The 25282-nt window shown below is 68.9% G+C and carries 19 protein-coding genes, 1 tRNA gene and 1 riboswitch; of the genes, 7 read left to right on the top strand and 13 right to left on the bottom strand.

Annotated elements, in window-relative coordinates; all coding sequences use genetic code 11:
* Nucleotides 1-51: 51 nt before the first annotated feature.
* The 9 genes from SREC43747_RS0104345 to SREC43747_RS0104305 form a co-directional block, all read right to left on the bottom strand.
* Nucleotides 52-981, bottom strand: coding sequence for a heme o synthase (locus SREC43747_RS0104345; protein ID WP_029719925.1), 930 nt, complete (start codon nucleotides 979-981; stop codon nucleotides 52-54).
* Nucleotides 981-1355: a DUF3817 domain-containing protein gene (locus tag SREC43747_RS0104340; RefSeq protein WP_029719924.1), complete on the bottom strand. Its 375-nt coding sequence runs from the start codon at nucleotides 1353-1355 to the stop codon at nucleotides 981-983. The genes SREC43747_RS0104345 and SREC43747_RS0104340 overlap by 1 nt, the downstream gene beginning before the upstream one ends.
* A 120-nt stretch (nucleotides 1356-1475) precedes the next feature.
* Complete coding sequence (locus SREC43747_RS0104335) at nucleotides 1476-2543, bottom strand: LLM class flavin-dependent oxidoreductase (protein WP_029719923.1); 1068 nt, start codon at nucleotides 2541-2543, stop codon at nucleotides 1476-1478.
* 57 nt (nucleotides 2544-2600) lie between these two features.
* Nucleotides 2601-3881, bottom strand: coding sequence for a lysine N(6)-hydroxylase/L-ornithine N(5)-oxygenase family protein (locus SREC43747_RS0104330; protein ID WP_081722421.1), 1281 nt, complete (start codon nucleotides 3879-3881; stop codon nucleotides 2601-2603).
* Between the two features lie 131 nt (nucleotides 3882-4012).
* Nucleotides 4013-4843: a siderophore-interacting protein gene (locus SREC43747_RS19590; RefSeq protein WP_029719921.1), complete on the bottom strand. Its 831-nt coding sequence runs from the start codon at nucleotides 4841-4843 to the stop codon at nucleotides 4013-4015.
* A gap of 87 nt (nucleotides 4844-4930) precedes the next feature.
* The gene (locus tag SREC43747_RS0104320; protein WP_029719920.1) at nucleotides 4931-6349 is read right to left on the bottom strand and encodes a DHA2 family efflux MFS transporter permease subunit; all 1419 of its coding nucleotides are present in this window, start codon (nucleotides 6347-6349) and stop codon (nucleotides 4931-4933) included.
* Nucleotides 6349-6546, bottom strand: a complete 198-nt coding sequence (locus tag SREC43747_RS0104315; protein WP_029719919.1) for an MbtH family protein — start codon at nucleotides 6544-6546, stop codon at nucleotides 6349-6351. Before SREC43747_RS0104315 ends, SREC43747_RS0104320 begins: the two co-directional genes overlap by 1 nt.
* The gene (locus SREC43747_RS0104310; RefSeq protein WP_236623022.1) at nucleotides 6543-13643 is read right to left on the bottom strand and encodes a non-ribosomal peptide synthetase; all 7101 of its coding nucleotides are present in this window, start codon (nucleotides 13641-13643) and stop codon (nucleotides 6543-6545) included. Before SREC43747_RS0104310 ends, SREC43747_RS0104315 begins: the two co-directional genes overlap by 4 nt.
* 66 nt (nucleotides 13644-13709) lie before the next feature.
* The gene (locus SREC43747_RS0104305) at nucleotides 13710-15050 is read right to left on the bottom strand and encodes a GNAT family N-acetyltransferase (protein ID WP_051387681.1); all 1341 of its coding nucleotides are present in this window, start codon (nucleotides 15048-15050) and stop codon (nucleotides 13710-13712) included.
* A gap of 258 nt (nucleotides 15051-15308) precedes the next feature.
* Here SREC43747_RS0104305 and SREC43747_RS0104300 point away from each other — a divergent pair, with 258 nt between their 5' ends.
* From SREC43747_RS0104300 to SREC43747_RS0104290, 3 genes are all read left to right on the top strand, one after another.
* A complete protein-coding gene (locus SREC43747_RS0104300) occupies nucleotides 15309-16262 on the top strand; it encodes a hypothetical protein (protein WP_029719916.1) in 954 nt (317 codons plus the stop codon).
* A gap of 12 nt (nucleotides 16263-16274) precedes the next feature.
* Nucleotides 16275-16745 carry a hypothetical protein gene (locus SREC43747_RS0104295; RefSeq protein WP_029719915.1) on the top strand — a complete coding sequence of 157 codons (471 nt, stop codon included), beginning with the start codon at nucleotides 16275-16277 and terminating at the stop codon, nucleotides 16743-16745.
* A gap of 105 nt (nucleotides 16746-16850) precedes the next feature.
* Nucleotides 16851-17996 (top strand): polysaccharide pyruvyl transferase family protein, encoded by a 1146-nt coding sequence (locus SREC43747_RS0104290; protein WP_029719914.1) that lies wholly within the window; start codon nucleotides 16851-16853, stop codon nucleotides 17994-17996.
* Nucleotides 17997-18229: 233 nt separating this feature from the next.
* Here SREC43747_RS0104290 and tenA read toward each other — a convergent pair whose 3' ends face one another.
* The 3 genes from tenA to SREC43747_RS0104270 form a co-directional block, all read right to left on the bottom strand.
* On the bottom strand, nucleotides 18230-18940 hold the full coding sequence (gene tenA / locus SREC43747_RS0104280; protein WP_236623021.1) for a thiaminase II: 711 nt from the start codon (nucleotides 18938-18940) through the stop codon (nucleotides 18230-18232).
* Nucleotides 18941-18970: 30 nt separating this feature from the next.
* Nucleotides 18971-19768: a bifunctional hydroxymethylpyrimidine kinase/phosphomethylpyrimidine kinase gene (gene thiD, locus SREC43747_RS0104275; protein ID WP_029719912.1), complete on the bottom strand. Its 798-nt coding sequence runs from the start codon at nucleotides 19766-19768 to the stop codon at nucleotides 18971-18973.
* Nucleotides 19756-19853: riboswitch (TPP riboswitch) on the bottom strand. (Overlaps the previous gene by 13 nt.)
* Before the next feature lie 52 nt (nucleotides 19854-19905).
* The gene (locus SREC43747_RS0104270; protein ID WP_029719911.1) at nucleotides 19906-20163 is read right to left on the bottom strand and encodes a hypothetical protein; all 258 of its coding nucleotides are present in this window, start codon (nucleotides 20161-20163) and stop codon (nucleotides 19906-19908) included.
* 184 nt (nucleotides 20164-20347) lie between these two features.
* Between SREC43747_RS0104270 and SREC43747_RS0104265 the strand changes: the two genes are divergently transcribed.
* The 4 genes from SREC43747_RS0104265 to SREC43747_RS0104250 all read left to right on the top strand — a co-directional run bounded on the left by SREC43747_RS0104265 (nucleotide 20348) and on the right by SREC43747_RS0104250 (nucleotide 23853).
* A complete protein-coding gene (locus SREC43747_RS0104265; protein ID WP_236623020.1) occupies nucleotides 20348-21091 on the top strand; it encodes a hypothetical protein in 744 nt (247 codons plus the stop codon).
* Between the two features lie 241 nt (nucleotides 21092-21332).
* Nucleotides 21333-22979: an AMP-binding protein gene (locus SREC43747_RS0104260; protein ID WP_029719908.1), complete on the top strand. Its 1647-nt coding sequence runs from the start codon at nucleotides 21333-21335 to the stop codon at nucleotides 22977-22979.
* A gap of 48 nt (nucleotides 22980-23027) precedes the next feature.
* A complete protein-coding gene (orn, locus tag SREC43747_RS0104255) occupies nucleotides 23028-23633 on the top strand; it encodes an oligoribonuclease (RefSeq protein WP_081722419.1) in 606 nt (201 codons plus the stop codon).
* A 144-nt stretch (nucleotides 23634-23777) separates the two neighbouring features.
* Nucleotides 23778-23853, top strand: a tRNA-His gene (locus SREC43747_RS0104250).
* Nucleotides 23854-23899: 46 nt separating this feature from the next.
* Here the strand turns inward: SREC43747_RS0104250 and SREC43747_RS0104245 are convergent.
* The gene (locus SREC43747_RS0104245; protein ID WP_051387677.1) at nucleotides 23900-25093 is read right to left on the bottom strand and encodes a L,D-transpeptidase; all 1194 of its coding nucleotides are present in this window, start codon (nucleotides 25091-25093) and stop codon (nucleotides 23900-23902) included.
* Between the last annotated feature and the right edge of the window lie 189 nt (nucleotides 25094-25282).

The following is a 25282-nucleotide window of genomic DNA, read 5'->3' as shown; positions in this document are numbered from 1 at the left end:
GGATCCGCGGGGTCTTCCAGCGGGGTGCGGGACACCGCACCCCGCGTTCGCTCAGCCCAGCACCGGCAGTCCGATCGCGGCGTCCACGGCGACCGCGACGAACACCAGCGCCAAGTAGGAGTTGGAGTAGTGGAACAGCTTCATCGGGCTGTAGGGGCGGTTGTTGCGCACCGCCGAGTGCAGCTGCTGGGCGATCACCAGCAGGACCGCTCCGAACAGCACGGCCAGCCCCACGTAGAGCCAGCTGGTGACCGGCAGCAGCAGCAACGTGCACAGCACGGTCGCCCAGCTGTAGAGGAGGATGCGCAGCGAAACCTGCCGTTCGGTGGCCACCGCGGGGAGCATCGGCACCCCGGCCCGGACGTAGTCCTCCCGGTACTTCATCGCCAGCGACCAGAAGTGCGGCGGGGTCCACAGGAAGACCACCCCGAACAGCACCAGGGCCGGCCACTCGACCGTGCCGGTCACCGCCGCCCAGCCGACCAGCACCGGCATGCACCCGGCGGCACCGCCCCACACGATGTTCTGCGCGGTGCGGCGCTTGAGGAGCAGGGTGTAGACGAAGACGTAGAACAGGATCGCCGCGAAGGCCAGCGACGCCGCCAGCAGGTTGGCGCCCGCCCACAGCACCGCGAACGAAGCGATCCCCAGCAGCACGCCGAAGACCACGGCGTTGCGGCGCGGCACCTCGTACCGGGCCAGCGGGCGCTTCTTGGTGCGCTCCATGACCGCGTCGATGTCGGAGTCGGCGACGCAGTTGAGCACGTTCGCGCTGGCGGCCGCCATGGTGCCGCCGACCAGGGTCACCAGCGCCAGCCACGGGGACGGGATGCCGCGCTCGGCGAGGAACATCGCCGGAATGGTGGTGACCAGCAGCAACTCGATGATCCGCGGTTTGGTCAGCGCCAAGTACGCGCCCAGCACGCTGCGACTGCTGGAGGGCGCGGCCGCCCCGTGCGCAGCCATGGGTTTGGCAGTCATCAAGCCCGCGATTCCTCCGATGCCGTGTCCTGGCCGGTGATCGGCTTTCCTTGCTGACGGAGGTGGAACCACCGGGTCACCTTCCGCTCAGCGAAGAAAGCACCGAACGGAACGGTTCCCGCCAGCAGCACCAACAGCATCCGGCCGATCGGCACCGCGAGCTGCTTGGTCAGCACAAAAGCCACGAACAGGTAAACCATGTACAGCCACCCGTGGGCCACGCCGATCATCGAGACCAGCGAATCGCCGCGGACCTGGAGCGGACTGCCCTCGGGCCAGCCGTACTTGAACACCATCGCCAGGCAGAGCAGGATCAGCAGCACGGCCGTCACGTACGCCATGATCCGGTAAAACGTGAGAACACCAGGCTTCACGACAACCCCTCAATCCCGCCTCGTGCCTGCGAACACCGGTGCTCACGAACCGTACGCCACGCTCGGCCCGCCACCGCAGCAGACCTCGAGCAAGAGTGGCCTCGCACACCTTGAAAACCGCTAGACCATCCGGTACGCCTTGGCGACCAGCTCGAAGGAGTGCAGTTTCGCCTCCCGCTGCGGGATCTGCGCGGTGAGCATCAGTTCTTGCACGCCGGTGCGCTCCTGGAGTTCGTCCAGCTGCTCGCGAACCGTTTCCGGCGAACCGTAGACGGCGTCGGCCAGCCAGCTCTCCATGAAGCTGAGGTCGAGTTCAGTGTAGGGATACTCCCGAGCCTCCTGCGGAGTCGGCTGCTTGCCGGGCATCCCCTTACGCAGCTTCAGCATGCCGAGGGCGATCGGGCGGGCCAGCTCGAGCGCTTCCTCGTCGGTGTCCGCGACGATCGTCTGCACACCGATCAGGGCGTAGGGCTCGTCCAGCAGCTCCGAGGGCCGGAACGACTGCCGGTACAGCTCCAGCGCGGGCAGCGTGTTCTGGGCGCTGAAGTGGTGCGCGAAGGCGAACGGGAAACCGAGCTCCCCGGCCAGTTGGGCGCTGAACCCGCTGGAACCCAGCAGCCAGATCGGCGGCCGCTGGCCGCGCGGCACCGATTGGATGGCCGCGTACGGGTGGTCCAGCGGGAAGCTGTCGTCGAGGAAACCGATCAGCTCACCGAGCTGCTGCGGGAAGTCGTCGGCGGAAACCGAGCGGGTGCGCCGCAACGCCCGGGCGGTGGCTTGATCGGTTCCGGGCGCCCGCCCGATGCCCAGGTCGATGCGGCCGGGGTGCAACGCCTGGAGGGTGCCGAACTGCTCGGCGACCACCAGCGGCGAGTGGTTCGGCAGCATCACGCCACCGGAGCCCAGGCGCAGCCGCGTGGTGTGCGCGGCCAGGTGCGCGATCACCACCGCGGGAGCCGAGCTGGCGATGCCGGGCATGCCGTGGTGCTCGGCCACCCAGAACCGGTGGTAGCCCCACTCCTCAGCGCTGCGCGCCAGCTCGGTGGTGGTCTGCAGGGCTTCGGCAGCGGTGTTCCGGGTGCCCACCGGGGACAGGTCGAGGATCGACAGCGGGACGGGGGCTTGCCCGCGGGGCTGGCCCTTCACCTGCTCCGCGGCAGCGGTTTCAGAAGTCGCAGCACTTTCCATCAGCTCTTGAAACCACCGGTCGGTCCCGGTTGTTCCCGGCAGTGCGCCCGATCACGATCAGCGCAGGGCCGGCTCCGGGGGCAGCTCGCTGCCGCGGCGGGCCAGCACCGAATCCCGGATCTCGCCGGCGCGCACCGCCCCGTTGGACAGCAGCGACGAGGTGATGCCGTGGGTGTGCTCGGTGCCGCCCTGCAGGTAGATGCCGCCGGGCAGGTCGGTGGTGGTGCGGACCCGGTAGTCCCGCTCCACTTCCAGTTGACCGTCGGCACCCCGGCAGCAGTCCTGGGCGATCCGACCGAGCAGGCCGGTCAGGTCGCGGGGCCGGTAGCCGGTGGCGTAGATCAGCACGTCGGAGTCGAGCTCGGTGCGCTTCCCGGTGGGCAGGAACTGGACCGAAACCCGCACCCCGTCCCCGGTCTGCTCGACGCAGTCGACCTGGGAGGCGTTGAAGATCCGCAGCCGCTGCTTGCCCTGCACCTTCTCCTGGTACAGCCGGGCGTAGAGCTCTTCGATCAGCTCCAGGTCGACCACCGAGTAGTTGGTGTTGCCGTGGTAGTCCATCAGCATCTGCTTGACCTCGGCCGGGGAGGCGTAGAAGTCGTCCACGGCCGCGGGGTCGAAGATGCGGTTGGCGAACGGGCTGTCGTCGGCCGGGCAGTAGCCGTACCGGCGGAAGACCGCGCAGACTTCGCTGTCCGGGAAGCTGCGGTGCAGGTAGTCGGTGACCTCGGCGGCGCTCTGGCCCGCCCCGACCACGGTGAACCGGCGGGGCTGCTGGCCGCGCAGTTCTTCGATCCGCTCCAGCAGGTCGTAGTTGTGCCAAACGCGCTCTCCCAGCTGCACGCCGTCGGGCACCTTGGGTTCCAGGCCGAGCCCGAGGACCACGTTGCGGCCGCGGTAGGTCACCAGCTGGTCACCGCGCCGGGCTCGGACGGTGAAACCGCTGCCCTCCGCGTCGACCTCGACCGCGGTCGTGCCGTACCGGACCAGGTGGGCGAGCCGGCCAGCCGCCCACGACAGGTAGTCGTGGAATTCGATGCGGCTGGGGAACATCGTTTTGTGGTTGATGAAGTCGACCAGCCGGTCCTTCTCGTGCAAATAGGAGAGGAATGAATACGTGCTGGCCGGGTTCCGAATGGTGACCAGGTCCTTCAAGAAGGACACCTGCATGGTGGTGCCTTCGATGAGCATTCCGTCGTGCCAGCGGAATTCGGGTTTCTGCTCCAGGAAGAGGGCGTGCAGCCGGTCCTCTTCCGCTGCCGTCCGGTTGTACTCCTCGATTGCGATGGCCAGGGCCAGATTCGCCGGACCGAAGCCGATCCCCACGATGTCGTACACGGGACCCTGCTCATCAATCGATGCTGAAGACACGTTGTCCCCTTATCGCCAGCGCCGCAATGCCCGCACCAGGCAATAGCGGGCCATTCCGGGAATCCCGGAAATACGCTGCCTGCCGGTGCCGGACGTGCTCAGTAGTCGCGGTCGTGATTGTGCTTGTCGTGATATTCCGGTTCCGCCATTCCGTTTTTCCAGTAACCGATGGCGAGCACCGATTTGGGGTCCAACCCCCGTTCATTGCGCAAGTGGCGCCGAATACCGCGAACGATGCCAGATTCTCCGGCAACCCAGGCGGAGACGCCTGTCTCGACTGGAATTTCCAGCGACTGCACCGCGGAGATCAACTGCCTGGACTGGCCAGCCGGAGTTCCGTTCCGGTGCAGCCAGGTCCACTGCAGATCCGGTGGGCACTCGATGTGCTGCTCTTCCGCTTCGTCGGCCACTTCGACGAAAACCTGTCCGCGCGCGGTGACGGGCAGCTTTTCCACGATCGCCGAGATGGCCGGCAGCGCGGTTTGGTCACCGACCAGCAGGTACCAGTCGCCAGGACGGCAGGTCTTGCCGCCGGGCCCCATGATGCCGAGCCGGTCACCCGGTTTGGCCTCGCGCGCCCAGCTGGAAGCCACTCCGCGGTGCTCGTGCAGCACGAAGTCGATGTCGAGCTCGCCGCGCTGCTCGTCGTACCGCCGGACGGTGTACGTCCGCATGGTGGGGCGTTCCCGCTGGGAGGGCCAGATGTAGCGGTTGGTCTCCGGGTCGAGGACCGGAAGGACGGGACGTTCTTGCCCCAGCTGCGGGACGAAGACTTTGACGTTCGGGCCGTTGTGCTCGTCCAGGAAGCCGTTGAGCTCCTCTCCGCCCAGGGTGATGCGCCGCATCGACGGAGTCAGGTCCACGGTCCGCAACACCTGCAGGTCTCGTGCCGGAGGGCGCTTGTGCCGAGGTCGGCCCGCGGTAGTCATGCGATGCGTTCCTTCCTGCTCCCGGACGATCAACGTAGCTAAGGCTAGCCTAACCATACATGGGGCGCTTGTCTTCCCCACGGTGGCTCAGATCTCTTGCTCCTGCTTCGCGGCCCCGGAAGACACCGGTTCCACTGGCGCGAAATCCCTGAGCCGCAAGGAAAAAAGGGCACCGACCAGCGCGAAACCGGCGCAGAGCAGCATCGCGGCGTGGTAGGAGCCCAGAGCCGCGGACTGCTGGGCGCCGAGCAGCGCCAGCACGCTCGCGCTCGCCGCCACCCCGAACGCAGAACCGACCTGGCGCTCCACGTTGAACAGCGTGGAAGCGCTGGCGGTGTCGGAACTGCTGATCGTGCTGAAAGCGACCACCTGGAGCGCGGCGGAAGCCAATCCCACGAAGAACCCCGAAGCGAATTGGACGAAACCGGCGAACCAGGCGTTCTCCGCGTGCACCGCGTTCATCAGCGCGAACGAAACCGCCGCACCGCACATCGCCCCGGCGATCAGCAGTCGAGAACCGCACCGCCGGTGCAGCCAGCCGATGAGCTGCGAAGCGACCATCAGCCCGACCGCCTTCGGCAACGTCACCAACCCGGTCTGCCACGCCGAAGCCCCCAACCCGGTCTGGTACATCAGGGTGAATCCGTAGAGCGTGCCGGTGAACCCGGCCACGCAGGCGACCAGCACCAGGCTCGCCCGGCGGAACGAGGCGTCGGTGAACAGCCGCAGCTCCAGCATCGGCTCAGCGGTGCGCAACTGGGTGACCACCAGCGCCACCAGGCACGCCAACCCGGCAAGCCCGGTCCCCCAGAAGAGCAGATCCGCCGGACCGGTGTGCGCCACCGCCTCCAGCGCGAACATCAACAGCCCGAGCGCCGGCACGGACAGCGCGAAACCGAGCAGGTCGAAGCTCCTCCCCGGGCTCTCCACGTGCTCGACCAAGCACAGCGCGCCGAACAGCAGCGCCGCCACCCCGATCGGCACGTTGACGTAGAAGCCCCAGCGCCAGCTCAACTGGTCGACGAAGAACCCGCCCAGGACCGGCCCCAAGGCCGGGGCCACCGCGGTCGGCAGGATCAGCAGCCGGGTGAGCCGCATCCGCTCCTCCGGCGGGTAAGCCCGGAAGAGCATGGTCAGGGCCACCGGGGTGACCACACCACCACCCGCGCCCTGCAGCACCCTGGCGACGGTGAGCTGGCCGAGGCCGGTGGCGGCCCCGCACATCGCCGAAGCCGCCACGAACAAGCCGAAAGCGGCCAGGAAGACCCGTTTGGTGCCGAACCGGTCGCCGAGCCACCCGGACACCGGGATGCACACCGCCAGGCTCACCAGGTAGCCGACGTTGACCGCGGACGTGGCGCTGGGCGCGACGGCGAACTCGCTGCCGATGGCCGGCAGCGCCACGTTGACGATCGTGGCGTCCATGCCGTTCATGAACATCGCGGCGACGTAGACCACGCACACCGCGACCCGCGGGTCCACCCGGCTGGCAAGACCCCGCAGCATCATGAAACGGAGTTGGCCGGCCGCAGATCGGTCCAATTCTCCTCGATGAAGTCCAGACAGGACTTCCGATCCGCCGGACCGTGCGCGATCGTCCACCCCTCGGGCACCTGGATCTGCGCCGGCCACAGCGAGTACTGGTCGGCGTCGTTGACCAAGGCGTAGTACGCGCCCTCCGGATCCTCGAACGGGTTCGTCACCGCGCGCTCCTCTCTGCGCAGCCAGTTCCGCTGTCACCGCCCGGTCGGCCGTCGACCTCCCGCAGCCGCTGATCGACGACTGCCGCGATCTCGGCGATCGGCCCCGGTTGCGTCATGTCCTTGTGCTCGCAAGCGATGTCGTGGTTCTCCACCGCGCCGTCGACGTAGGGCTGCCACATCTGCGCGGTCAGCGATTCCTTCGCCGGGTTCACCGTGGCGGTGAAGAACAGCACGTCACCGTGGAACGTGTCGTGGTCGGCGCTGTTCTCCAGCACCGCGCAGTTGGCGAAGTTGTCGATGATGGCGGTGATGGTGTGCTCCTCGAGGTTGGCCAGGGCGCTGCCTTCCGCGGACAGCACCTCCACCACCTCCCGCCGGGTCAGCGGCTCGTCACCGAGCTGGGAGACGTCGTACCCCGCCATGTAGAGCAGGGCGCGCAAGGCCTCTTCCTCGGTCGGCAGCTCGTCCCACACGTCCTGCGGGTAGGAGTCGAGCATGCACAGCAACCGCACCTCCTCTCCCTGCGCCTGCAGCTGGGTGCTCATCTCGTGGGCGACCACCCCGCCGAAGGACCAACCCAGGAAGTAGTAGGGCCCGTGGGGCTGCACGGTGCGGATGTGCTCCAAGTACTCGGCCGCCATCTCCGCCAAGCTGGCCGCGACCGGCTGCGGCTCGGCCAACCCCCGGGACTGGATGCCGTAGATCGGCCGTTCCGCGTCGATGTGCTTGAGCAGCCCGGAGAACGGCCAGGCCAACCCGGCGGCCGGGTGCACGCAGAACAGCGGCGGTTTGCTGCCCTCGGTCCGCAGCGGCAGCAGGATGTCCAGCGCGTCCCGACCACCGCTGGAGAGCCGTTCGGCGAGCCCGGCGACGGTCGGGGCGGCGAACAGGCTTCCCACGTTGATCTGCACCCCGAGCGCGTCCCGGATGCGGCCGATCAGCTTGGCCGCCAGCAGGGAGTGCCCGCCCAGGTCGAAGAAGCTGTCGTCCACGCCCACCCGGGGCAGACCGAGCACCTCGGCGAACAGCCCGCACAGGATTTCCTCGGTGGGGTTGCGGGGCTGCCCGTTGCCGACCGCCTGCTCCGGATCGGGGGCGGGCAGCGCGCGGCGGTCCAACTTGCCGTTGGGCATCAACGGCAACGCGTCCATGCGCACCACCGCGGACGGCACCATGTAGTCCGGCAGCTCCTCGGCGACGTGGCGGCGCAGCTCGACGGGGTCCGCATCGCCGACCACGTAGCCGACCAGCCGCTTGTCGCCCGGGGTGTCCTCGCGGATGGTGACCGCCGCCTGGCTCACCGCGGGGTGCCGGCCCAGAACGGCCTCGACCTCGCCGAGCTCGATGCGGAAACCGCGGAGCTTGACCTGGTCGTCGGCTCGTCCGGCGAAGTCCAGCGCCCCGTCCCGCCGCCAGCGGACCACGTCGCCGGTGCGGTACATGCGGGAACCGGGCGGCCCGTAGGGATCGGCGACGAAGCGCTCCGCGGTCAGGCCCGGCCGGTTGAGGTACCCGTGGGCCAGCCCGGGCCCGGCCACGTAGAGCTCCCCGAGGACCCCCGGCGGCACCGGGCGCAGCTTCTCGTCCAGCACGTACAGCCGCACCCCCGGGTCGGGCACGCCGATCGGCACCGACGTCGCCGCCTGCTCGGGCGCGCACTCCCACAGGGTGGAGTTCACCGTCGCCTCGGTGGGCCCGTAGCAGTTGAGCATCCGGTACTTGGTCGCCCACCGCTGCACCAGCTCGGCGGGCACCTTCTCCGCCCCGCACAGCACAGTGGACCCCGCGGGGAATTCGGTGTCGTCGGGGAACATCCCCAGCACCGACGGCCCGATCGCCATGTGGGTCACCCGGTGGCGGCGGGTGTACTCGGCCAGCGGCTCACCCGGGACGCGGCGCTCGGCCGGCACCACGACCAGGGTTCCGCCGCTGAGCAGCCCCATGCACATCTCCCAGAACGCCACGTCGAAGCTGGGCGAGGCGAACTGCAGCACCCGGCTGTTGGAGTCGACCCCGACCCGCTCGGCCTGGGTGGCCAGCAGCTTGGCGACGCCCCGGTGCGGCACCACCACGCCCTTGGGCTTGCCGGTGGAGCCGGAGGTGTAGATGACGTAGGCGGGGTCGTCCACCTCGGGCTGCGGGAGCTGCTGCGGCTGCTGCGGGGTCGCGCGCCAGTCCAGCAGCTCGATGTCCAGGCCTTCCCGCGGCTGACCGATCACCAGCCGCGGCCGGGCGTCGGCCACCATGTAGGCCAGCCGATCCACCGGGTAGTCCGGGTCCAGCGCCAGGTAGGCCGCCCCGGCGGTCATCACCGCCAGCAGACTGGTGATCAGCTCCGGCGAGCGGGGCAGCATCACCCCGACGACGTCCCCGGGCCGCACCCCGCGTTCGACCAGCGCTTGGGCCAACCGCTGGACCTGCTCGCCCAATTCCCGGTAGGACAGCTCGACGTCCTCGAAGACCAGCGCCGGCTTGTCCGGGTCGCTGCGCACCCGCTCGGCGAACACCTGCGGGAACGTGACGGCCGGCCCCTGGACGCGCGCCGTGGCGTCGCCCCGCGCGAAGAGCTGGTCGCGCTCCTCGGGGCTGAGGACGTCCAGTTCACCGATCGGCTCGGTCGGCCGGGCGACCGCGGCGGTCAGCAGCCGGACGAACCGGGCGGCCATCGCTTCCACCGTGTCCTGGGTGAACAGGTCGGTGCTGAACTGCACCAGCCCTTCAGCGCCGCCGTCGGCGCGTTCGGTCACGCTGAACGCCAAGTCGAACTTGGCCGCCCCCGGGTCGGCCGTTTCCACCGCCACGTCCAGGCCGGGCAGCTCGACCCGCAGCTCGTCACCGGCCTTCCAGTAGGCCAGCATCACCTGGAACAGCGGGTGGTGCGACAGCGAGCGGACCGGGTTGAGCACTTCGGCCAGCCGCTCGAACGGCAGCTCGGCGTTGTCGTAGGCGGCCAGGTCGGTGCGGCGCACCCGGGACAGCAGCTCGGTGAAGCTCGGGTCGCCCGAGGTGTCGGTGCGCAGCACCAGGGTGTTGACGAAGAAGCCGACCAGGTCGTTGAGCGCGTCGTCCTCCCGGCCCGCGGTCGGGGAACCGATCGGGATGTCGGTTCCGGCGCCGAGCCGGGTGAGCAGCGCGGCCAAGGCCGCCTGCAGCACCATGAACACGCTCACCTGGTGCTGCCCGGCCAGTTGCCGGACCTGCTCCAACAATTGCGGGGAGAGCTCGAACGAAACCGAGTCGCCCTGGTGGCTGGACACCGCCGGGCGCGGGAAGTCGGTCGGCAGCTCCAGCTGGTCGGGCAGACCGGCGAGGGCGTCCCGCCAGAACTCCAGCTGCTCGGCGGCCAGGCTGGTGGGATCGGACTCGTCGCCGAGCAGCTGGCGCTGCCACAGCGTGTAGTCCACGTACTGCACCGGCAGGGGCTGCCAGTCCGGCTCCTGCCCGCGCACCCGCGCCGAGTAGGCGGTGGCGAGGTCCCGCACCAGGGGCCGCAGCGACCACTCGTCGGCGGCGATGTGGTGCAGGAGCAGCAGCAGAGCGCTCTCCTCGGCGCCGCGCAGCAGAACCGCCCGCAGCGGCGGCTGCTCGGCGAGGTCGAAGCCCTGGCGCACCGTCGCGGCCAGCTCGGCGTCCACATCGGAGGTTTCGACGACGGCCAGTTCCGCGGGCTCGTCCAGCACTTGCTGCCGCGGATCCCCGAGGGTGTCGGGGAAGACGGTGCGCAAGCTCTCGTGGCGCCGGGTCACGTCCGCGACCGCCGCCCGCAGCGCGGTTTCGTCGACCTCCCCGGAGAGCCGCAGCACCAGCGGCAGGTTGTAGGTGGCGGTGGCGCCTTCGAGGCGGTTGAGGAACCACAGCCGCTGCTGGGCGAACGACAGCGGGATCTGCTTGGGCCGAGGCATCGGCCGCAGCACGGGACGCGCGGTGCCGGCCCGCAGCTGCTCGGCCAGTCCGGCCACCGTGGGGTGCTCGAACAGGCTGCGGATGGTCAGTTCCGCCCCCAGTTCCGCGCGCACCCTGGCCAGCAGCCGGGTGCCCAGCAGGGAGTGCCCCCCGAGTTCGAAGAAGTTGTCGTCGATGCTGACCTCGTCGGTGCCGAGGACTTCGGCGAACAGCCGGCAGAGGGTTTCCTCCGCGGCGGTGCGCGGCTTGCGCCCCTGCCCCGAGCCGGTCGCGGCGGGCTCGGGGAGCGACGCGGTGTCCAGCTTCCCGTTGGCGGTCAACGGCATCCGCTCGATCGGCACCAGCGCGGCGGGGATCATGTAGTCCGGGAGCCGTTCCGCCAGGTGGGCGCGCAACTCCTTCGGCTCGGCCCGCCCGACGGTGTAGCCCACGAGGCGCTTGTCGCCGTGCTGGTCCGGGCGCACCACCACCGCGGCCTGGGTGACCTGGGGGTGGCTGGCCAGGGCCGCCTCGACCTCGCCCAGCTCGATGCGGAACCCGCGGATCTTGACCTGGTGGTCGGCCCGGCCGAGGTACTCCAGCTGCCCGTCGGCGCGCCACCGGGCCAGGTCGCCGGAGCGGTACATGCGGGAGCCGGGCGGCCCGTAGGGGTCGGCGACGAACCGCTGCGCGGTCAGCGCTCGTTTGCCGAGGTAGCCGCGGGCGACGCCAGCTCCGCCCACGTACATCTCGCCCACCACCCCGGGCGGCACCGGCTGCAGCTGGTCGTCGAGCACGTAGACGCGCAGGTCACCGATGCCCCGACCGATCAGGCTGCCTTCCCGGCGGGCGACCCGCTGCTCGTCCAGCTCCATGCAGGTCACATGCACGGTGGTTTCGGTGATCCCGTACATGTTGATCAACTTCGGCTGCTGCGGGTGCCGCTCGTACCAGCTGGTCAACCGGGAGAGCTCCAGCGCCTCCCCGCCGAAGACGACGTAGCGCAGCGCCAGTTCCGTCCCCGGGTTCTCCCCGTCCGCTTCGATGAGCTGGTAGAACGCCGACGGCGTCTGGTTCAGGACGGTGACCCGCTCCCGGCTGAGCAGTTGCAGGAACTCCTTCGGGGAGCGGCTGATCTCGTACGGCACCACGACCAGCCGCCCGCCGTGCAGCAGGGCTCCCCACAGCTCCCAGACCGAGAAGTCGAACGCGTAGGAGTGGAACAGGGTCCACACGTCGTCGCTGGTGAAGGAGAACCACGGCTGGGTGGCGGTGAACAGGCGCACCACGTTGTGGTGCGGGATGGACACGCCCTTCGGCCGCCCGGTCGAGCCGGACGTGTAGATGACGTAGGCGGCGTGGTCCGGTGTCAACCGGCCGCGCTCTCCCGACTTGAGGTCGCGGGAGGAGTGCCGGGTTATCTCCTCGACGCACCGGTCGTCGTCGAGCACGACCTGCGCGACACCGTCCGGCAACCGTCCATTGTGCTCGCTGTCGGTGATGCACAGCACCGGTTCGGCGTCGGCGACCATGTAGGCGATGCGCTCGGCCGGGTAGCCGGGGTCCAGCGGCAGGTAGGCGGCGCCGGCCTTGAGCACCGCGAGGATGGCGACCACCAGGTCGGCCGACCGCGGCAGCGCCAGCCCGACCAGCTGCTCGGGCCCGATCCCGTGGTCGACGAGGTGGTGGGCCAGCCGGTTGGCCCGCTCGTTGAGCTCGGTGTAGGTCAGCTCGATCCCCTGGTAGCTGACGGCTGTCGCGTCCGGGGTCCGCGCGACCTGTTCCTCGAACAGTTCCGGGAGGGTCTTCCGCGGCGCCTGCTCCACGCCCGGCACCGGCGCGTTCCACTCGTGGAGGATCCGCTGCCGCTCTTCGGCGGAGAGCAGCTCGATGCGATCCACCGGGGTGTCGGCCGGGCAGGTGGCGAACTCGGCGAGGAAGCGCTGGAACCTGGCGCGGTGGTCCGCCAGCTGGTCTTCCGCGTACGCCTCGGGGTTGGCGTTGAACTCCAGCTGCAGGTCCGCTCCGGTGGTGTAGGCGGTGAGGGTCAGGTCGTCGACCGGGCCGGCGGCGACGTTGCGCACCGTCGCCGGGGCTTGGTCGAAGCGCAGGTCGTAGTCGAAGGACTTGATGTTGACCATGGGGCCGAACAGCGGCCGGTCGGTGCCGCCGCCCCGCAGCTGGCGGCGCAGGTCCTCGCCCCGGTAGTGCTGGTGCTTGCGCAGCTGCCGGATTTCCCGGGCCACCTGGGCGACGAGCTCGCCTCGGGTGGTGCCGGGGGCGATGCGCAGCCGCAGCGGCAGCACGTTGACCACCATTCCGGGCACCCGCAGGGCGGAGCCCCGCCGGCCCATCACCGGCAAGCCCAGCACCACGTCGCGGGAACCGGTCATCCGGTGCAGGTACGCGCCGAACGCGGCGACCAGCGCGTCCGTCCACGCAGTGCGGCTCTGCCCGGCGGCCGCTTCCAGCAAGCGCACCGTGCTGCCGGGCAACTCACCGGTCTGCCGGCGGAAGCCGCGCGCCGTCCGCTGGATGCGCCCGGCCAGCGAAACCGCGTCCGGCCAGTCCGCCAGCTGGTCGTGCCAGAACTTCTCGTCCTTCTCGCACTTCTCGGATTCGCGGTAGGACCGCTCGGCCTCCAGCAGGGAGCGGAGCGGTCCGAACGGGTTGGGCTGCGGCTGCTCGCCGGCGGCCAGCGCGCTGTAGACCTCGGCGACCCGCCGCAGCAGGATGGAGAAGCCGTAGCCGTCGATGGCCACGTGGTGGATACGCTGGTACCACCACCAGCGGTGCTCGCCGATCCGGAACAGCGCGCTGGTAGCCAGCTGGTCGCCGGAGGCGAGGTCGACCGGCCGCTGCAGGTCGGCGCGCATCCACTCGTGCGCGCGCGCCTGCGGGTCGGCCGCTGAGGTCAGGTCGACGACGGCCAGCTGCGGGTCCCGTTCGGGCTCGACGATCTGCTGCGGTCCCTCCGGGGTGTCGAGGATCCGCAGGCGCAGCACGTCGGCTTCCCGGGTGACCTGCCGCAACGCGGTCGCGAAGAGCTCGGGGTCGAGCGCTCCTTCGATGTCGAGGTATTCCGCGGTGTTGAACACCGGGTTGCCCTGGTCCAGCTGCTGGGCGAACCAGATCCCGGATTGAGCCGCTGACAGGGGCAAGACCTCGGGTGTCTCCCCGTCGAGGAACTCCGACATCGCACTCCCCACGATCATCGCCAAGATTAAGTAAGGCTTACCTTATTTCATCGGTTCGCGCTGCGACAGATCACGTGGGGTGGCTCACCCGCGCTCGAAAACCATCAACGCCGAGTTCTTGTTCGGCAAACCGATCTCCGCCGTCTTCCGGAAGCCCGCCTTGGTGAAGGCCCGCACCGAAGCCGCGTTGTGCACGTTCGGTTCCGCCACGACCCGCCGGCACTGCGGATCCGCCGCCAACAGCCCTTCGGCCACCGCGCGCAGCAGCGCCGACCCGAACCCGCGGCCGATCGCGTCCGGCTCCCCGATCGCGATGTGCACCCCCAGGTCGTGCGGGTGGTGCGGGTAGCAGCGGGCCAACTTGTCCCGGGTCACCCGGTACAGCTCCAGGTAGGCGACCTCGCGCCCGTCCCGACTGACGATGCAGGGCAGCGAGTGCGCTCCGCCCAGCTGAGTCTCCAGCTCGGCCCGCCACTTGTCCAGCGGCCAGTCCTGGTGCCAGTTGACCGCCACGTGCTCGGTGTTCATCCACCGGTGCACCAGCGCGGCGTCCGGCCCGCCGTCCGCGCCGGTCAACTCCACCGGCCGCAGCGACCACCCCTCCCCGAGGTCGGGCACCGGCACCCCGGGAACCTCCTCGGCGGGCCGCTGCCAGAGCGGATTGGGCACCTCGAAGGCCACCGGCTGCAGCCGGACCTCGCCGCCATCCCGGTACCGCAGGCCGGAGCCGTTGAGCGCGGCACGAGCGGTGACCGTGGGCGCGGCGAGCCAGCGGTCGATCAAGCGCTCGGTCTCCGGATACGCCTCGGCGATCTTGGGCAACAGCCCGGCCAGCTCGTCGAGCAGCTCCCGCTCGGGCACGACCCCGCGCCTGCCCAGCACACCGATCACGGCGAACAACTCTCCGGTCAGCAGCTCGGCGGTCACCTCCTCCGGGACATCGGCGGCACGCGCCCGCAGCACCGGCAGCAGGCGGCTCTCCACGTGCCCGGCCAGCCAAGAACGCGCTTGACCGGCATCGGAGATGTTGCACGCCAGCGCGGCGAGCTCGGCGTTCAGCTCGAGAGGATCGATCTCCCCCCGCAGCGGGGCCCGCACCGCCCAGTCGACCAGCGAGCCGGAAGCGGGATCGTTGATCGGGTCCGACGGCAGCGCCCGGGCCTGGGCGTCCGCCGCACACGCGGCAGCTAGCAGCACCGGCTCGGCCACCGCAACCGGACACTTGCCATTGATCACTCGAACAGGTCCGAATCCGTGCGCCCCGGTGGGGGACGCGTAGCCCACGTCCGTGCGCAACCGCAGGGGGCCAACAGCCACTTCCAAGGGGCCCTCCGTCACCGGAGTGTGGGTTTCGGCCAGCCAGCGGCGCAACAACGCCGAAGAGCGCTGGTGAGCTCGTCCAACCAGCTCAGCGTCAGTTGTCACGGACGTTCTCCCTTCCCGCAAGACAGCCGAGCCTAACCTAACTCCGGGTCAGCGGAAGGGGCTAGCCCCGAGTGGCCGTTCCGGGGCGGACAATGCACTGTGGACTGCAGAACGGAATAAACAGCCTTGCCACCTGACCCGGCGAATCACTACCTGATCAGGTGGTGGCAGTCGCGCCTTGCTGGGCGGAATCATCGAAACCCGCTTACTCTCCGGGACATCGACAACCCCCACTCACCGCCCGGAGAGGAGCCCGTGATGGAAGACGCTGCAGAAGCCGTCGTCCCGCTCCGGCCGGGATTCGACATCAACTTGCGCGGCTTCGACCGCAAACAGGTCATCGAGCACATCGAGCTGCTGGAAGACCAGCTCCGCATGGTCACCATCGACCGCAACGAAGCGGTGCAGCTCAACAACGACCTGCGCAAGCTGTACGACGAGACCAGACGCGCGCTCGATGAAGCGGAACAGCGGCTCAAGCGCATCGAATCCTCGGACACCGGCCTGCCGGCAGCATCTCAGCGTGTGCAGAACATGCTGTCCATCGCCGAAGAAGAAGTCCAGACCCTGCGGGAGAAAGCCAAACGACAGGCTGAAGTCATCCGCAAGAGCGCTGAGACCGAAGCCCGTGAACTGATCAGCCAGGCCGAGCAGACCGCCAGCGAGATCCGCGCGGAGTGCACCGAGCTGATCAACGACATCGACGAGCGGCGCAAGCAGCTGCACCGGGAGCACGAGCAGAAGGCCAGCGACATCCGGCGGCGGGAACAGCGCATGCGGGCGGCCATCCGCGACGAGTACAAGAAGACGATGTCCGCGGCCCAGGAGGAGATCGAGCGGCTCCGCGAGGAGACCGAGCAGGCCTGCCAGCAGCGCAAGGAAGAAGCCGAACGGCTCTACCAGAAGACCATGGAGGAGATCCGGGCCGAACAAGCAGAACTCGCCGAGCTGCGGAACTCGGTCCTCGGTGCGCTCAGCATGGCCAAGGAAACGCTGGACACCTCGGTGGACGCGCTGCGCCACCGCACGGAAGCGCTGCAGCAGGAGGGCGGACCGGCAGAAGGGGAAGCCGACAAGGCCCCGACAGCCCAGGCCGTGGTCCCGGAGCAGCGGGAAGGCATCCGTTCTTTCCTGATCCCGTTCGAACCGGAACACCACACCAACGGCGCCACCCCGCCGGCCGACCCCACCGGAACCGCCCGACAGAGCTGATCGGAGACTCCCGTGGACCTGCTCGTGCTGATGTTCCTCATCGGCTTCACCTTGGCCACCCTCGTTTTCTGGCCGCTGCTGCAACGAGCCAGCCGGCGGCCGGAAAACACCAGCACCAGATCCGCGCCAACCGGCAAGCACGCCCTGCGCCCAACCGCCCGACCGCAACAGGCCGCCAGCGAACTGCTCGAGCGGACGAAGAAGGCGACGTCCGAGAAGGGCGCGCAGGCCGGGCAGGACAGCGCCTCGGCCACCAGCAGCACCCGGATTCGAGTGCAGCTCGCCGAGAAAACCGGTTCGGACCGGCTCGCCGAGAAAACCGGTTCGGACCGGCAGTCGGAGAACGCGGCAGCAGAGTCCGATTTCACCGCCCTGGACATCCCCGAGCTCCCCGCCAACCTGTTCGCCAAGAACTTCGCCGCCAAGTTCAACCGGTCCCGGCAGCGGCTGAACCGGATCCGCACGGAGCTCGACAAACTGTAACCAGGATCACGCCACTTCCTGCGGCCACTGCCCCAGCGCCACCGGCACCCCGGTATTGCTAGGTTCACAGGAGCACACGACGGCTTAACCCGTTGGAGTCACCCTGTGGTCCAGCAGACACCATCGGCCATCTACCTGGTGGCAACCAGTGGTCACCCCAACTACGGGGACGAACTGATCACCGCTACTTGGCTCAAGCACCTGGCCCGGACAGCTCCGGACAGCGAAGTCTGGGTCGACTGCCCCAACCCGGGGCCGAGCTCGGTGCTGCTGGGGCACTTCCACCCCCGCGTGCGGTTCACCGACACCTTCTGGCGACTGTGCTGGGAAGCCCCGTCCGACGAACCGTGGGCCGTCGCTTCCTTCGTGCAGCACGCGATCAACGACCCGGGGTTGGCGCCGCGCTGGGTCGCCGGGATCGAATTGGCCGCCCGCATGGAGCTGTTCCACGTCATCGGCGGCGGCTTCATCAACAGCATTTGGCCGCGGCACATCGGTTTGCTGGCGGCCACCGTGGCGGCCGCCCGCCGCTCCGGTGGGCGCGCCGCGATGACCGGCCAGGGCCTGTGGCCGACGCAGGAGGAAGCCCGCCCGCTGCTGCGGGCCCTCGCCGCCCAGTTCGCAGTGGTCGACGTGCGCGACGAAGCGTCAGCAGGCCTGCTCAAGGACACCTGCGAGGTTTCGCTGACCGGTGACGACATGTTCTTCGGTGTCGAGCCCGGCCTCTACCGCACCGACGACCTGCCCGACGTCATGGTGTGCTTGCAGTCGGACATGCTCCAGGTCAGCGTGCCGGCCCTGGCCGGATTCCTGCTCGACACGCTGCGCCACTGGGAAGTCGCCCCGGAGCAGATCGGCTTCGTGGAAGGCATTCCACGCGTGGACCGGGAAGTCTTCGCGCTCGTGGAGCACGACCTCCCCGGCGCCCGCTTCTACCCGTTCTCCGAAATCATGGCTGCCGGGCTGCCCGCGGCCACCGGGCAGTGCTGGCTGTCCAGCCGTTTCCACATGCACCTGATGGCCGCCGCAGCCGGGGCCCACGGAGTCGCTGTTTCCGTGAACCCCGACTACTACAGCACCAAACACCGCTCTCTGGTCGATCGGGGATCAGGTTGGGGCATCGCCGAAGAACTGCGAGTTCCCGACATGCCCACCAGCGGGGGCTTCCCCCCGGAAACCCTGCGCGCACTGCAGGGGACCAAAGCGGAGCTGGCCCGCACCGTCTACGGGACGAGCGGGGACTGCGACTGACCATCCTGTTCGGATGCTTCGCGATGCCCCATCACGTAGAACGGCGCAGCGGCCAGGACTGGGACCAACAGGCCCATGAGGACAACGAACAGCGAATACGTCACGGCCGTAGAACTTTCATGCCAGGAGGAATGGGAAGAAAAGCAGCCCGCTGTTGATCAGCGGAACCACTGAGATCATCGCCGCGGCCACTGGAAACGTTACCGCCCCGAGCACCGGGGCGGTCCGTTCCTTCAATGCCGAACCCAGGCCTCCGTCGGCCAGCGCTCCTGGGTCCAAGCGCTGTTCCAGAACATCCACTCGTACTCCGCAGCCCGGGTGAACGCCTGCAACATGCGCTCGCCGATCTCCTCCCCGGCACCTGCGGCCAGGCGATCGGTCAATTCCCTGGCGCCCAGCACGGTCCGAGCGAATTCTTCGTCGGCGTACGTCTGGATCCACGCCCGGTAGGCGTGGCCGTCCAGATCACCCACCTTCTCCAAGATCTCCGTCCCCACGTGCTGGTAGACCCAGAAGCACGGCAGCAGCGCGGCCACCAGGACCGGGTACGGTTCGCCGAGCGCGCACGCCCGCAGGTACGAGGTGTAGGCCTCGCACGTGGGGGACGTGGGGATCCCGGCGATGTCCTGTTCGCCCAACCCGAACTGCTCGATGTAACCGGCGTGCAACTGGCGTTCCTCGGCCAGCGCGCCGTGCGCGGCCCCGGCGAGGAATTCCGCCTCCTCGGGCGAGGAAGCGCGGCTCGCCGCAGCCGCCAGCGCTTGGGCGAACCCCACCAGGTAGCGGGCGTCCTGGACGATGTAGAAGGCGAACCGCTCCCTGTCCAGCGAGCCGTCGGCGAGCGCGGTGTTGAACGGGTGCTCGACGATCGCCTGCTGCAGTTCAGCCGTGTGCTGCCAAGCGCGGGCGCAAAAACCGTTCGCGGGCGGATCGGGAAGTCTCATCATCGGCCTCCACAGCGGACTCGAAGTCGGTCACCACCACCGGTGGAAGTGGTGCACCGGCCCGCGCCCGTGCCCCACGTCCAACCGTTCGCTGGCGCGCAACGCCTCGGTCAAGTAGCTCTTGGCCGCGCGGATGGCGCTCAGCCAGTCCGGGTGCTGCGGACGCAGGGCCGCGATGGCCGACGACAAGGTGCAGCCGGTGCCGTGGTCGTTGCGGGTCGCCACCCGCTCCGCGGTGAGGAACTCGCGAACCCCGTCACCGCAGTACACGTCGACGCTGTCCGCCCCGTCCAAGTGCCCGCCTTTGAGCAGCACCTTCTTCGCGCCGAGCTCGCTCAACCGCCCCGCCTGGGCCGGCATCTCCGCCGCGTCCCGGATCTCGGCCTCCCCCAGCAGGTCCGCGGCTTCCGGCAGGTTGGGGGTGATCAGGTCGACCCGCGGCAGCAATTCGTCCCGAAGCACGCCCACCGCTTCCGGCTCCAGCAGCCGGTGGCCGCTCTTGGCCACCATCACCGGGTCGAGCACCACGTGGGGCGGCGCGTAGCGGTCCAGCACGGCGACGACCGCGCGGATCACCTCCGCACTGCCCAGCATTCCGATCTTCACCGCGTCGACCCGGACGTCGTCCAGCAAAGTGGTCAACTGGGCGGTGACGAACTCGGCTGGGATGTCGTGCACCTGCGCGACACCGGTGGTGGTTTGCGCGACCAGCGCCGTCACCACCGACATCCCGTAGGCGCCGTTGGCCGAGAACGCCTTCAGATCGGCTTGCACCCCGGCTCCGCCGCTGGGATCGGTGCCCGCGATGGACAGCACGTTCGGAACCATGACGTCCCTCCGCTAGTACGACCTAGGTCAGGTTCAACGGGTGTGATCTCAGCCCGCACCAGTTCGGGCACCCCGCGTCACTGCCGCCAACCTACTCCACGGCCGGGCAAAACAGAACCTGCCGGACGCAGCGGAGGTCAGTCGATCAACCCCACCACGGCCCCCGGGATGAGCACTTCGCCCGGGCGCACCTGGTGCCACAGCGTTCCGGTGGCCAGCGCGGAGACCCAGCCGACCGTCCGCCCGGTGGCCTCGCCCTCCAACCGCACCTGCGCCAACCGGTCACCCACCTGCACGGGACTGCCGTCGTCGGCCAACCAGCGCATCAGCACCCCCCGGGCCAGGCCGGCCTCTTGCGGATCACGCCTCAGTTCGGGAAAGAGCAGCTCGGTCATCCAGCCCCCTCGAATCGCCGTCAGAGGAGTGATCGCCGCTACCCCGCAGCGCGTTTCTCCACTGCGCGGAAAGGCCCGGAATGGAAAACCGCTGGAATCCCCGCGTTCTCCAGCGACCAAATTCACATCCGCACTACTCCACAGGCAGCTCAGGAAAGCCCACAATGCCGATTAAGCTTGGACAATGATGGAAACCACGACCCAAGCCTCCAGCGTTACCAGTTCCCGCAGCCAGCTTCGCCACGCCGATCCGGCGCTGAACTGGGCTCCTTTGTCGGATCTGACCGCCGCAGCAGCGCAAGCAGCTGGTGATTCGGGGACGGTGGCCATCACCCGCGGCTTCGACCGCACCAGCCGCCAGCGGGCCAAGGCGCTCCGCGACCTGCTCAACGAGCGGGGGCTGGCGGCCATCGAGCTCACCCCGGCGCCGGGCAGTGAGCGACTGGTGGCCGACACCAAGGTCGACGCGGTGATCAACCTGATCGGCGCTGGATCGTGGCAGCCCTACCGGATCGCGGCCAAGTTAGGCGCGCCGGTGCTCACCCCCCGCCCGGGCGAGACCGCGGGCGAGGAGGCGAAGCGGTCGGTGATCGGCCTGTCCACCGACACCGGGGAACGCGACGTCGCCCTCTCGCACGTGGCGCTGCGGTCGGAGGACCCGGCGGAGGCGCAGCTGCTCATCGAGCACGACGGCGAGCAGCTGACCGTTCCCGGCGGCTGGGTGACCATCGCGCTGCAGGAGGAGAACCTGGAGGTCAAGTTCGGCGGCACCGATGTCGCCGAGCGGACGCTGACCGCCCAGCAGGTCCGGGTGGCCGCCACCGGCAGCCTCTACCAGCTGGTTCGCGACGAGATGCCGATCGCCGACTACGAAGGCGCCATCACCTTCGAGGCCGAGCCCAACGCGCTGATCGTCCGACCGGTGTGACACCGGTTCGACCGAGTCGCCAACCCCAGCCGGCAGTTCTCGGCTGGGGTTGTTCGTTGTGCGCTCGTGCTGCCGCCGTGTTCTCCGTCACGTCAAACTGGGCGGCAGGAGGCAGAATCCAGTGGTGAGGCCGGGACCGCGCTGGCCGATCTCCTGCAGTCTTGGCCGCAGCTCTTCCCACCTCATCGGCCAGACGGCATTATCTACTCTCCAGTAGTTAACTGATCGAGAGGTGGAGGCATTGAAGACCTGGGTGCGATCGCTTCGCCGGACCAGCCGCCCCGAGCCACCGGCCGCCACCGGACTGCGGACGACCTGGCTGTTGAGCAAGCACGGCGTCGTGCGCCCCATGCGCCCCGACAAGCTCTGGCGCATCTTCCTGGCTTGGCGCCACTGGGGGACCACCCTGCCGTTCGGCTTCGCCACCGGAGCCATCCGGCACCCGGACCGCCCAGCCGTGATCGACGAACGCGGCGCGCTCAGCTACGCCGAAGTCCACCAGCGCACCACACGCCTCGCCCTCGCCCTGCGGGACCGGCTCCGGCCGCGCGCCCGCATCGGCGTGCTCTGCCGCAACCACCACGGCCTGCTCGAAACCATCGTGGCCGCCACCAAGATCGGCGTCGACGTCGTGCTGCTCAACACCGGCCTGAGCGGGCCGCAGCTGAACGACGTGTGCCGCGAACAGCGCATCGGCCTGCTGGTGCTGGACGGCGAGTTCACCGAACACCTCCCCCACCTGCCCGAGGACCTCGACGTGCTGCTCGGCTGGACCGAAGGCACCACCGAGCACGAGACGCTCGAGCACCTCATCCACACCACGCCCACCGGGTGGCTCCCCAAACCCGCCCGGCACTCCCGGGTGATCGTGCTCACCTCCGGGACCACCGGCACCCCCAAGGGCGCTCGCCGGCCCGACCCGCCCGGCCTGTCCCCGGCCGCGGCACTGCTGTCCCGCATCCCGCTGAAGGCCGGCGAACGCGTGCTCATCTGCGCCCCCATGTTCCACACCTGGGGCTTCGCCGCCTTCCAGCTGTCCACCGTGCTGGGCGCCACCATGGTGCTGCAGCGGAAGTTCGCCCCCGAACGCGCGCTGCGCACCACCCAGCGGTTCCGCTGCACCTCGCTGTTCGCGGTGCCGGTGATGCTGCAGCGCATCCTGGAGCTCCCCCGGGAAACCCGGCAGCGGTACGACCACCGCTCCCTGCGCGTGGTGGCGGTCAGCGGCTCCGCCCTGCCCGCCGACCTGGCGACCCGCTTCCAGCGGACCTTCGGCAACGTCCTCTACAACCTCTACGGCTCCACCGAGGTCTCCTGGGTGAGCATCGCCACCCCGCAAGACCTGCTCGCCGCCCCCGACACCGCGGGCAGGCCACCGCTGGGCACGGTCGTGCGCGTGCTGGACAAGAACGGCAACCCGGTCCCGCCCGGGGTCACCGGTCGCATCTTCGCCAAGAACGAGATGCTGTTCGAGGGCTACACCAACGGCTCCGGCCGCGAAGTCCTCGACGGCTTGATGAACACCGGTGACCTGGGGCGTTTCGACACCGCCGGCCGGCTGTACGTGGTGGGCCGGGAGGACGACATGATCATCTCCGGCGGCGAGAACGTCTACCCGAAGGCCACCGAGGACGCCATCGCCGAACTGCCCGAGGTCGCCGAGGTCGCCGTGGTCGGGGTCGACGACGCCGAGTTCGGCCAGCGGCTGGCCGCCTTCGTCGTGCTGCAGCCGGAGACGAAGCTCGACGCCGACGAGCTGCGAGATCGGATCCGCCCCCGGCTGCCCAAGTTCGCGCTGCCCCGCGACGTGGTCTTCGTGGACGAACTGCCCCGCAACGCCACCGGCAAGGTCCTGGCCCGCGAACTGCGGTCCCGACTCGCCGAGTGACCAGCGGCCACTGCAAGATCCACAACTCGGAGCGCTAGGCTCACTTGAGTGAACGACCGTCTAGTGTGGATCGACTGTGAAATGACAGGTCTCGACCTGCGCAAAGACGCGCTGATCGAGATCGCGGCTCTGGTCACCGATGCCGACTTGAACATCCTCGGCGATGGAGTGGACATCGTCATCCACGCCGATGACGATGTCCTCGCCGGGATGGACGACGTGGTGCGGCAGATGCACGAGCGCTCCGGCCTGACCGAAGAAGTCCGGCGCTCGACCGTCACGCTCGCCGAAGCGGAGCAGCAGGTGCTGAACTACGTGCGCCAGTACGTGCCGGAAAGCCGGTCCGCGCCGTTAGCGGGCAACTCGATCGCCACCGACCGGGGGTTCATCGCCCGCGACATGCCGCAGTTGGACGGGCACCTGCACTACCGGATGGTCGACGTCTCCTCGATCAAGGAGCTGTGCCGCCGGTGGTACCCGCGGATCTACTACGCCCAGCCGCAGAAGGGACTGGCGCACCGGGCCCTGGCCGACATCAAGGAATCGATCCGCGAACTGGCCTACTACCGCCGCACCGCGTTCGTCCCGCAGCCCGGCCCCACCAGCGAGCAGGCGCAGGCCGTGGCCGCTGAACTGCTCAACGGGTCGGACTGAGGTCGACAGCCGGTCAGCCGCCCGAAACGGCCGCTGACCGGGCCTTTCGACCAATGCGCAGACCGGTGTCAGAACACGAAATCGCACACGTTAAGATGTGAGCGTTGCTCCGGCGGAGACCGGTGAGGTCAGCCAGGAGCCGCGGTGGGTGTAGCTCAGTTGGTAGAGCACTGGGTTGTGGTCCCAGGTGTCGCGGGTTCGAATCCCGTCACTCACCCCAGCAGAAAGGCCCCGCTCCAACGGAGCGGGGCCTTTCCCTTCACCGGCTACTTGTTGCCCTGCACCCACTGCTCCCAGGGGATCTGCCAGTCGCCGAACCCGTCCCACGGACGGAGGTCCGGTCCACCGGAGTTGGTGATGATCACCACGTCCCCCTTCTTCAGCAGGTCGTAGACCCACTTGGCGTCCTCGTCGGTCATGTTGATGCAGCCGTGGCTGACGTTGCGCTGACCGAGGTCACCAGCGGCCCACGGAGCCGCGTGCAAGAACTCCCCACCGTTGGAGATCCGCACCGCCCACTTCACCTCGGTGCGGTAACCGCCCTGGTCCAGCGGCAACCCGTAGGTGGTGGAGTCCATGATCTTGGTGGCGTGGTGCTCGGTGACCACGTGCACCCCGTTGTTGGACGGGAAGTCGGGCTTGCCCAACGCCACCGGGATGGTCCGCAGCACCTCGCCGTTCTTCTCCACCGTCATCTGGTGCGTGGCACCGTCGGCGCGGAGGATGACCGAGTCCCCGATGTTGATCGTGGCCTCGCGGTCCTCTTCACCCCACACGCCGTTGCCCAGGTCCCGGCCGTAGACGTCGATGGAGACGCGCACGGTCGTGCCGGGCTTCCAGTACTCCTTCGGGCGCCAGTGCACCTCCCGGTCGTTGAACCAGTAGAAGGCGCCTTCCACCGCAGGCTCCGTTTGGATCTTGATGGCCTGCTCCGCCTTCTCCTTGTCCGGAGCCGGGCTGTCCGAGCTGAAGTAGAAGGCCAACGGCTGTCCGACGCCGACCGTCTGCCCGTCGAGCGGGTTCATCGACACGTAGGTCTGGTTCTCCGGGTTGATCGTGGAGAACTCGGCCTTCTCGGTGACCGTGGAGCCCCCTTCGCCCCGCACCGTGACCTCCAGGGTGTAGGTGCGGTTGTAGCCGAGCTTCTGGCCCACCGTCCACTTGGTGCCGTCCTCGGAGACCTCCCCCGGGATCTCCTCCCCCTCGTCGTTGGTCAGCACGGCCTCGTCGATCTTGCCGTGCTGCACCGTCACCGAAACCGGGTCGGCCGGGGAAACCCCTTCGGCGCCGTCCTCCGGGGAGAACTGCACCACCGGATCCGGCGTGGATTGCTCGTTCTGCCCGCTGGCCCCGCTTCCCCCGCAAGCGGTGACCAGCGCGGCGATCAATCCCAGCACCAGGCAAGCCAGCCAGCGCGAAACTCGCGCACTACCCCCACCGGGATTACGCAACACTTTCATGCGCACAGTCCGTTCACATCAGAAACCCATGTCCACCTGTGATCAGTGTGCAGCACCACTCTGACCACACGTACAGGGGACAGTCACTCACGCAGAGCACACCCCTTCGGGGTTAGCGCTGGTTGTGGAACGCGCGAAGCGGTCCAGACCGTTCCCACCGGGGCTCGCACCGGACCCCGCCCGTTAACC

This window comes from Saccharopolyspora rectivirgula DSM 43747 (assembly GCF_000497205.1).
GTDB lineage: Bacteria > Actinomycetota > Actinomycetes > Mycobacteriales > Pseudonocardiaceae > Saccharopolyspora > Saccharopolyspora rectivirgula.
This window is presented reverse-complemented; position numbering and strand designations above follow the sequence as displayed.

Excerpts from the sequence above, each read along its gene's own strand:
- SREC43747_RS0104345 (WP_029719925.1), bottom strand. The coding sequence starts at position 981 with ATGACTGCCAAACCCATGGCTGCGCACGGGGCGGCCGCGCCCTCCAGC.
- SREC43747_RS0104335 (WP_029719923.1), bottom strand. The coding sequence starts at position 2,543 with ATGGAAAGTGCTGCGACTTCTGAAACCGCTGCCGCGGAGCAGGTGAAG.
- SREC43747_RS19590 (WP_029719921.1), bottom strand. The coding sequence starts at position 4,843 with ATGACTACCGCGGGCCGACCTCGGCACAAGCGCCCTCCGGCACGAGAC.
- SREC43747_RS0104320 (WP_029719920.1), bottom strand. The coding sequence starts at position 6,349 with ATGCTGCGGGGTCTTGCCAGCCGGGTGGACCCGCGGGTCGCGGTGTGC.
- SREC43747_RS0104310 (WP_236623022.1), bottom strand. The coding sequence starts at position 13,643 with ATGATCGTGGGGAGTGCGATGTCGGAGTTCCTCGACGGGGAGACACCC.
- SREC43747_RS0104300 (WP_029719916.1), top strand. The coding sequence starts at position 15,309 with ATGGAAGACGCTGCAGAAGCCGTCGTCCCGCTCCGGCCGGGATTCGAC.
- tenA (WP_236623021.1), bottom strand. The coding sequence starts at position 18,940 with ATGAGACTTCCCGATCCGCCCGCGAACGGTTTTTGCGCCCGCGCTTGG.
- thiD (WP_029719912.1), bottom strand. The coding sequence starts at position 19,768 with ATGGTTCCGAACGTGCTGTCCATCGCGGGCACCGATCCCAGCGGCGGA.
- SREC43747_RS0104270 (WP_029719911.1), bottom strand. The coding sequence starts at position 20,163 with ATGACCGAGCTGCTCTTTCCCGAACTGAGGCGTGATCCGCAAGAGGCC.
- SREC43747_RS0104265 (WP_236623020.1), top strand. The coding sequence starts at position 20,348 with ATGATGGAAACCACGACCCAAGCCTCCAGCGTTACCAGTTCCCGCAGC.
- SREC43747_RS0104245 (WP_051387677.1), bottom strand. The coding sequence starts at position 25,093 with ATGAAAGTGTTGCGTAATCCCGGTGGGGGTAGTGCGCGAGTTTCGCGC.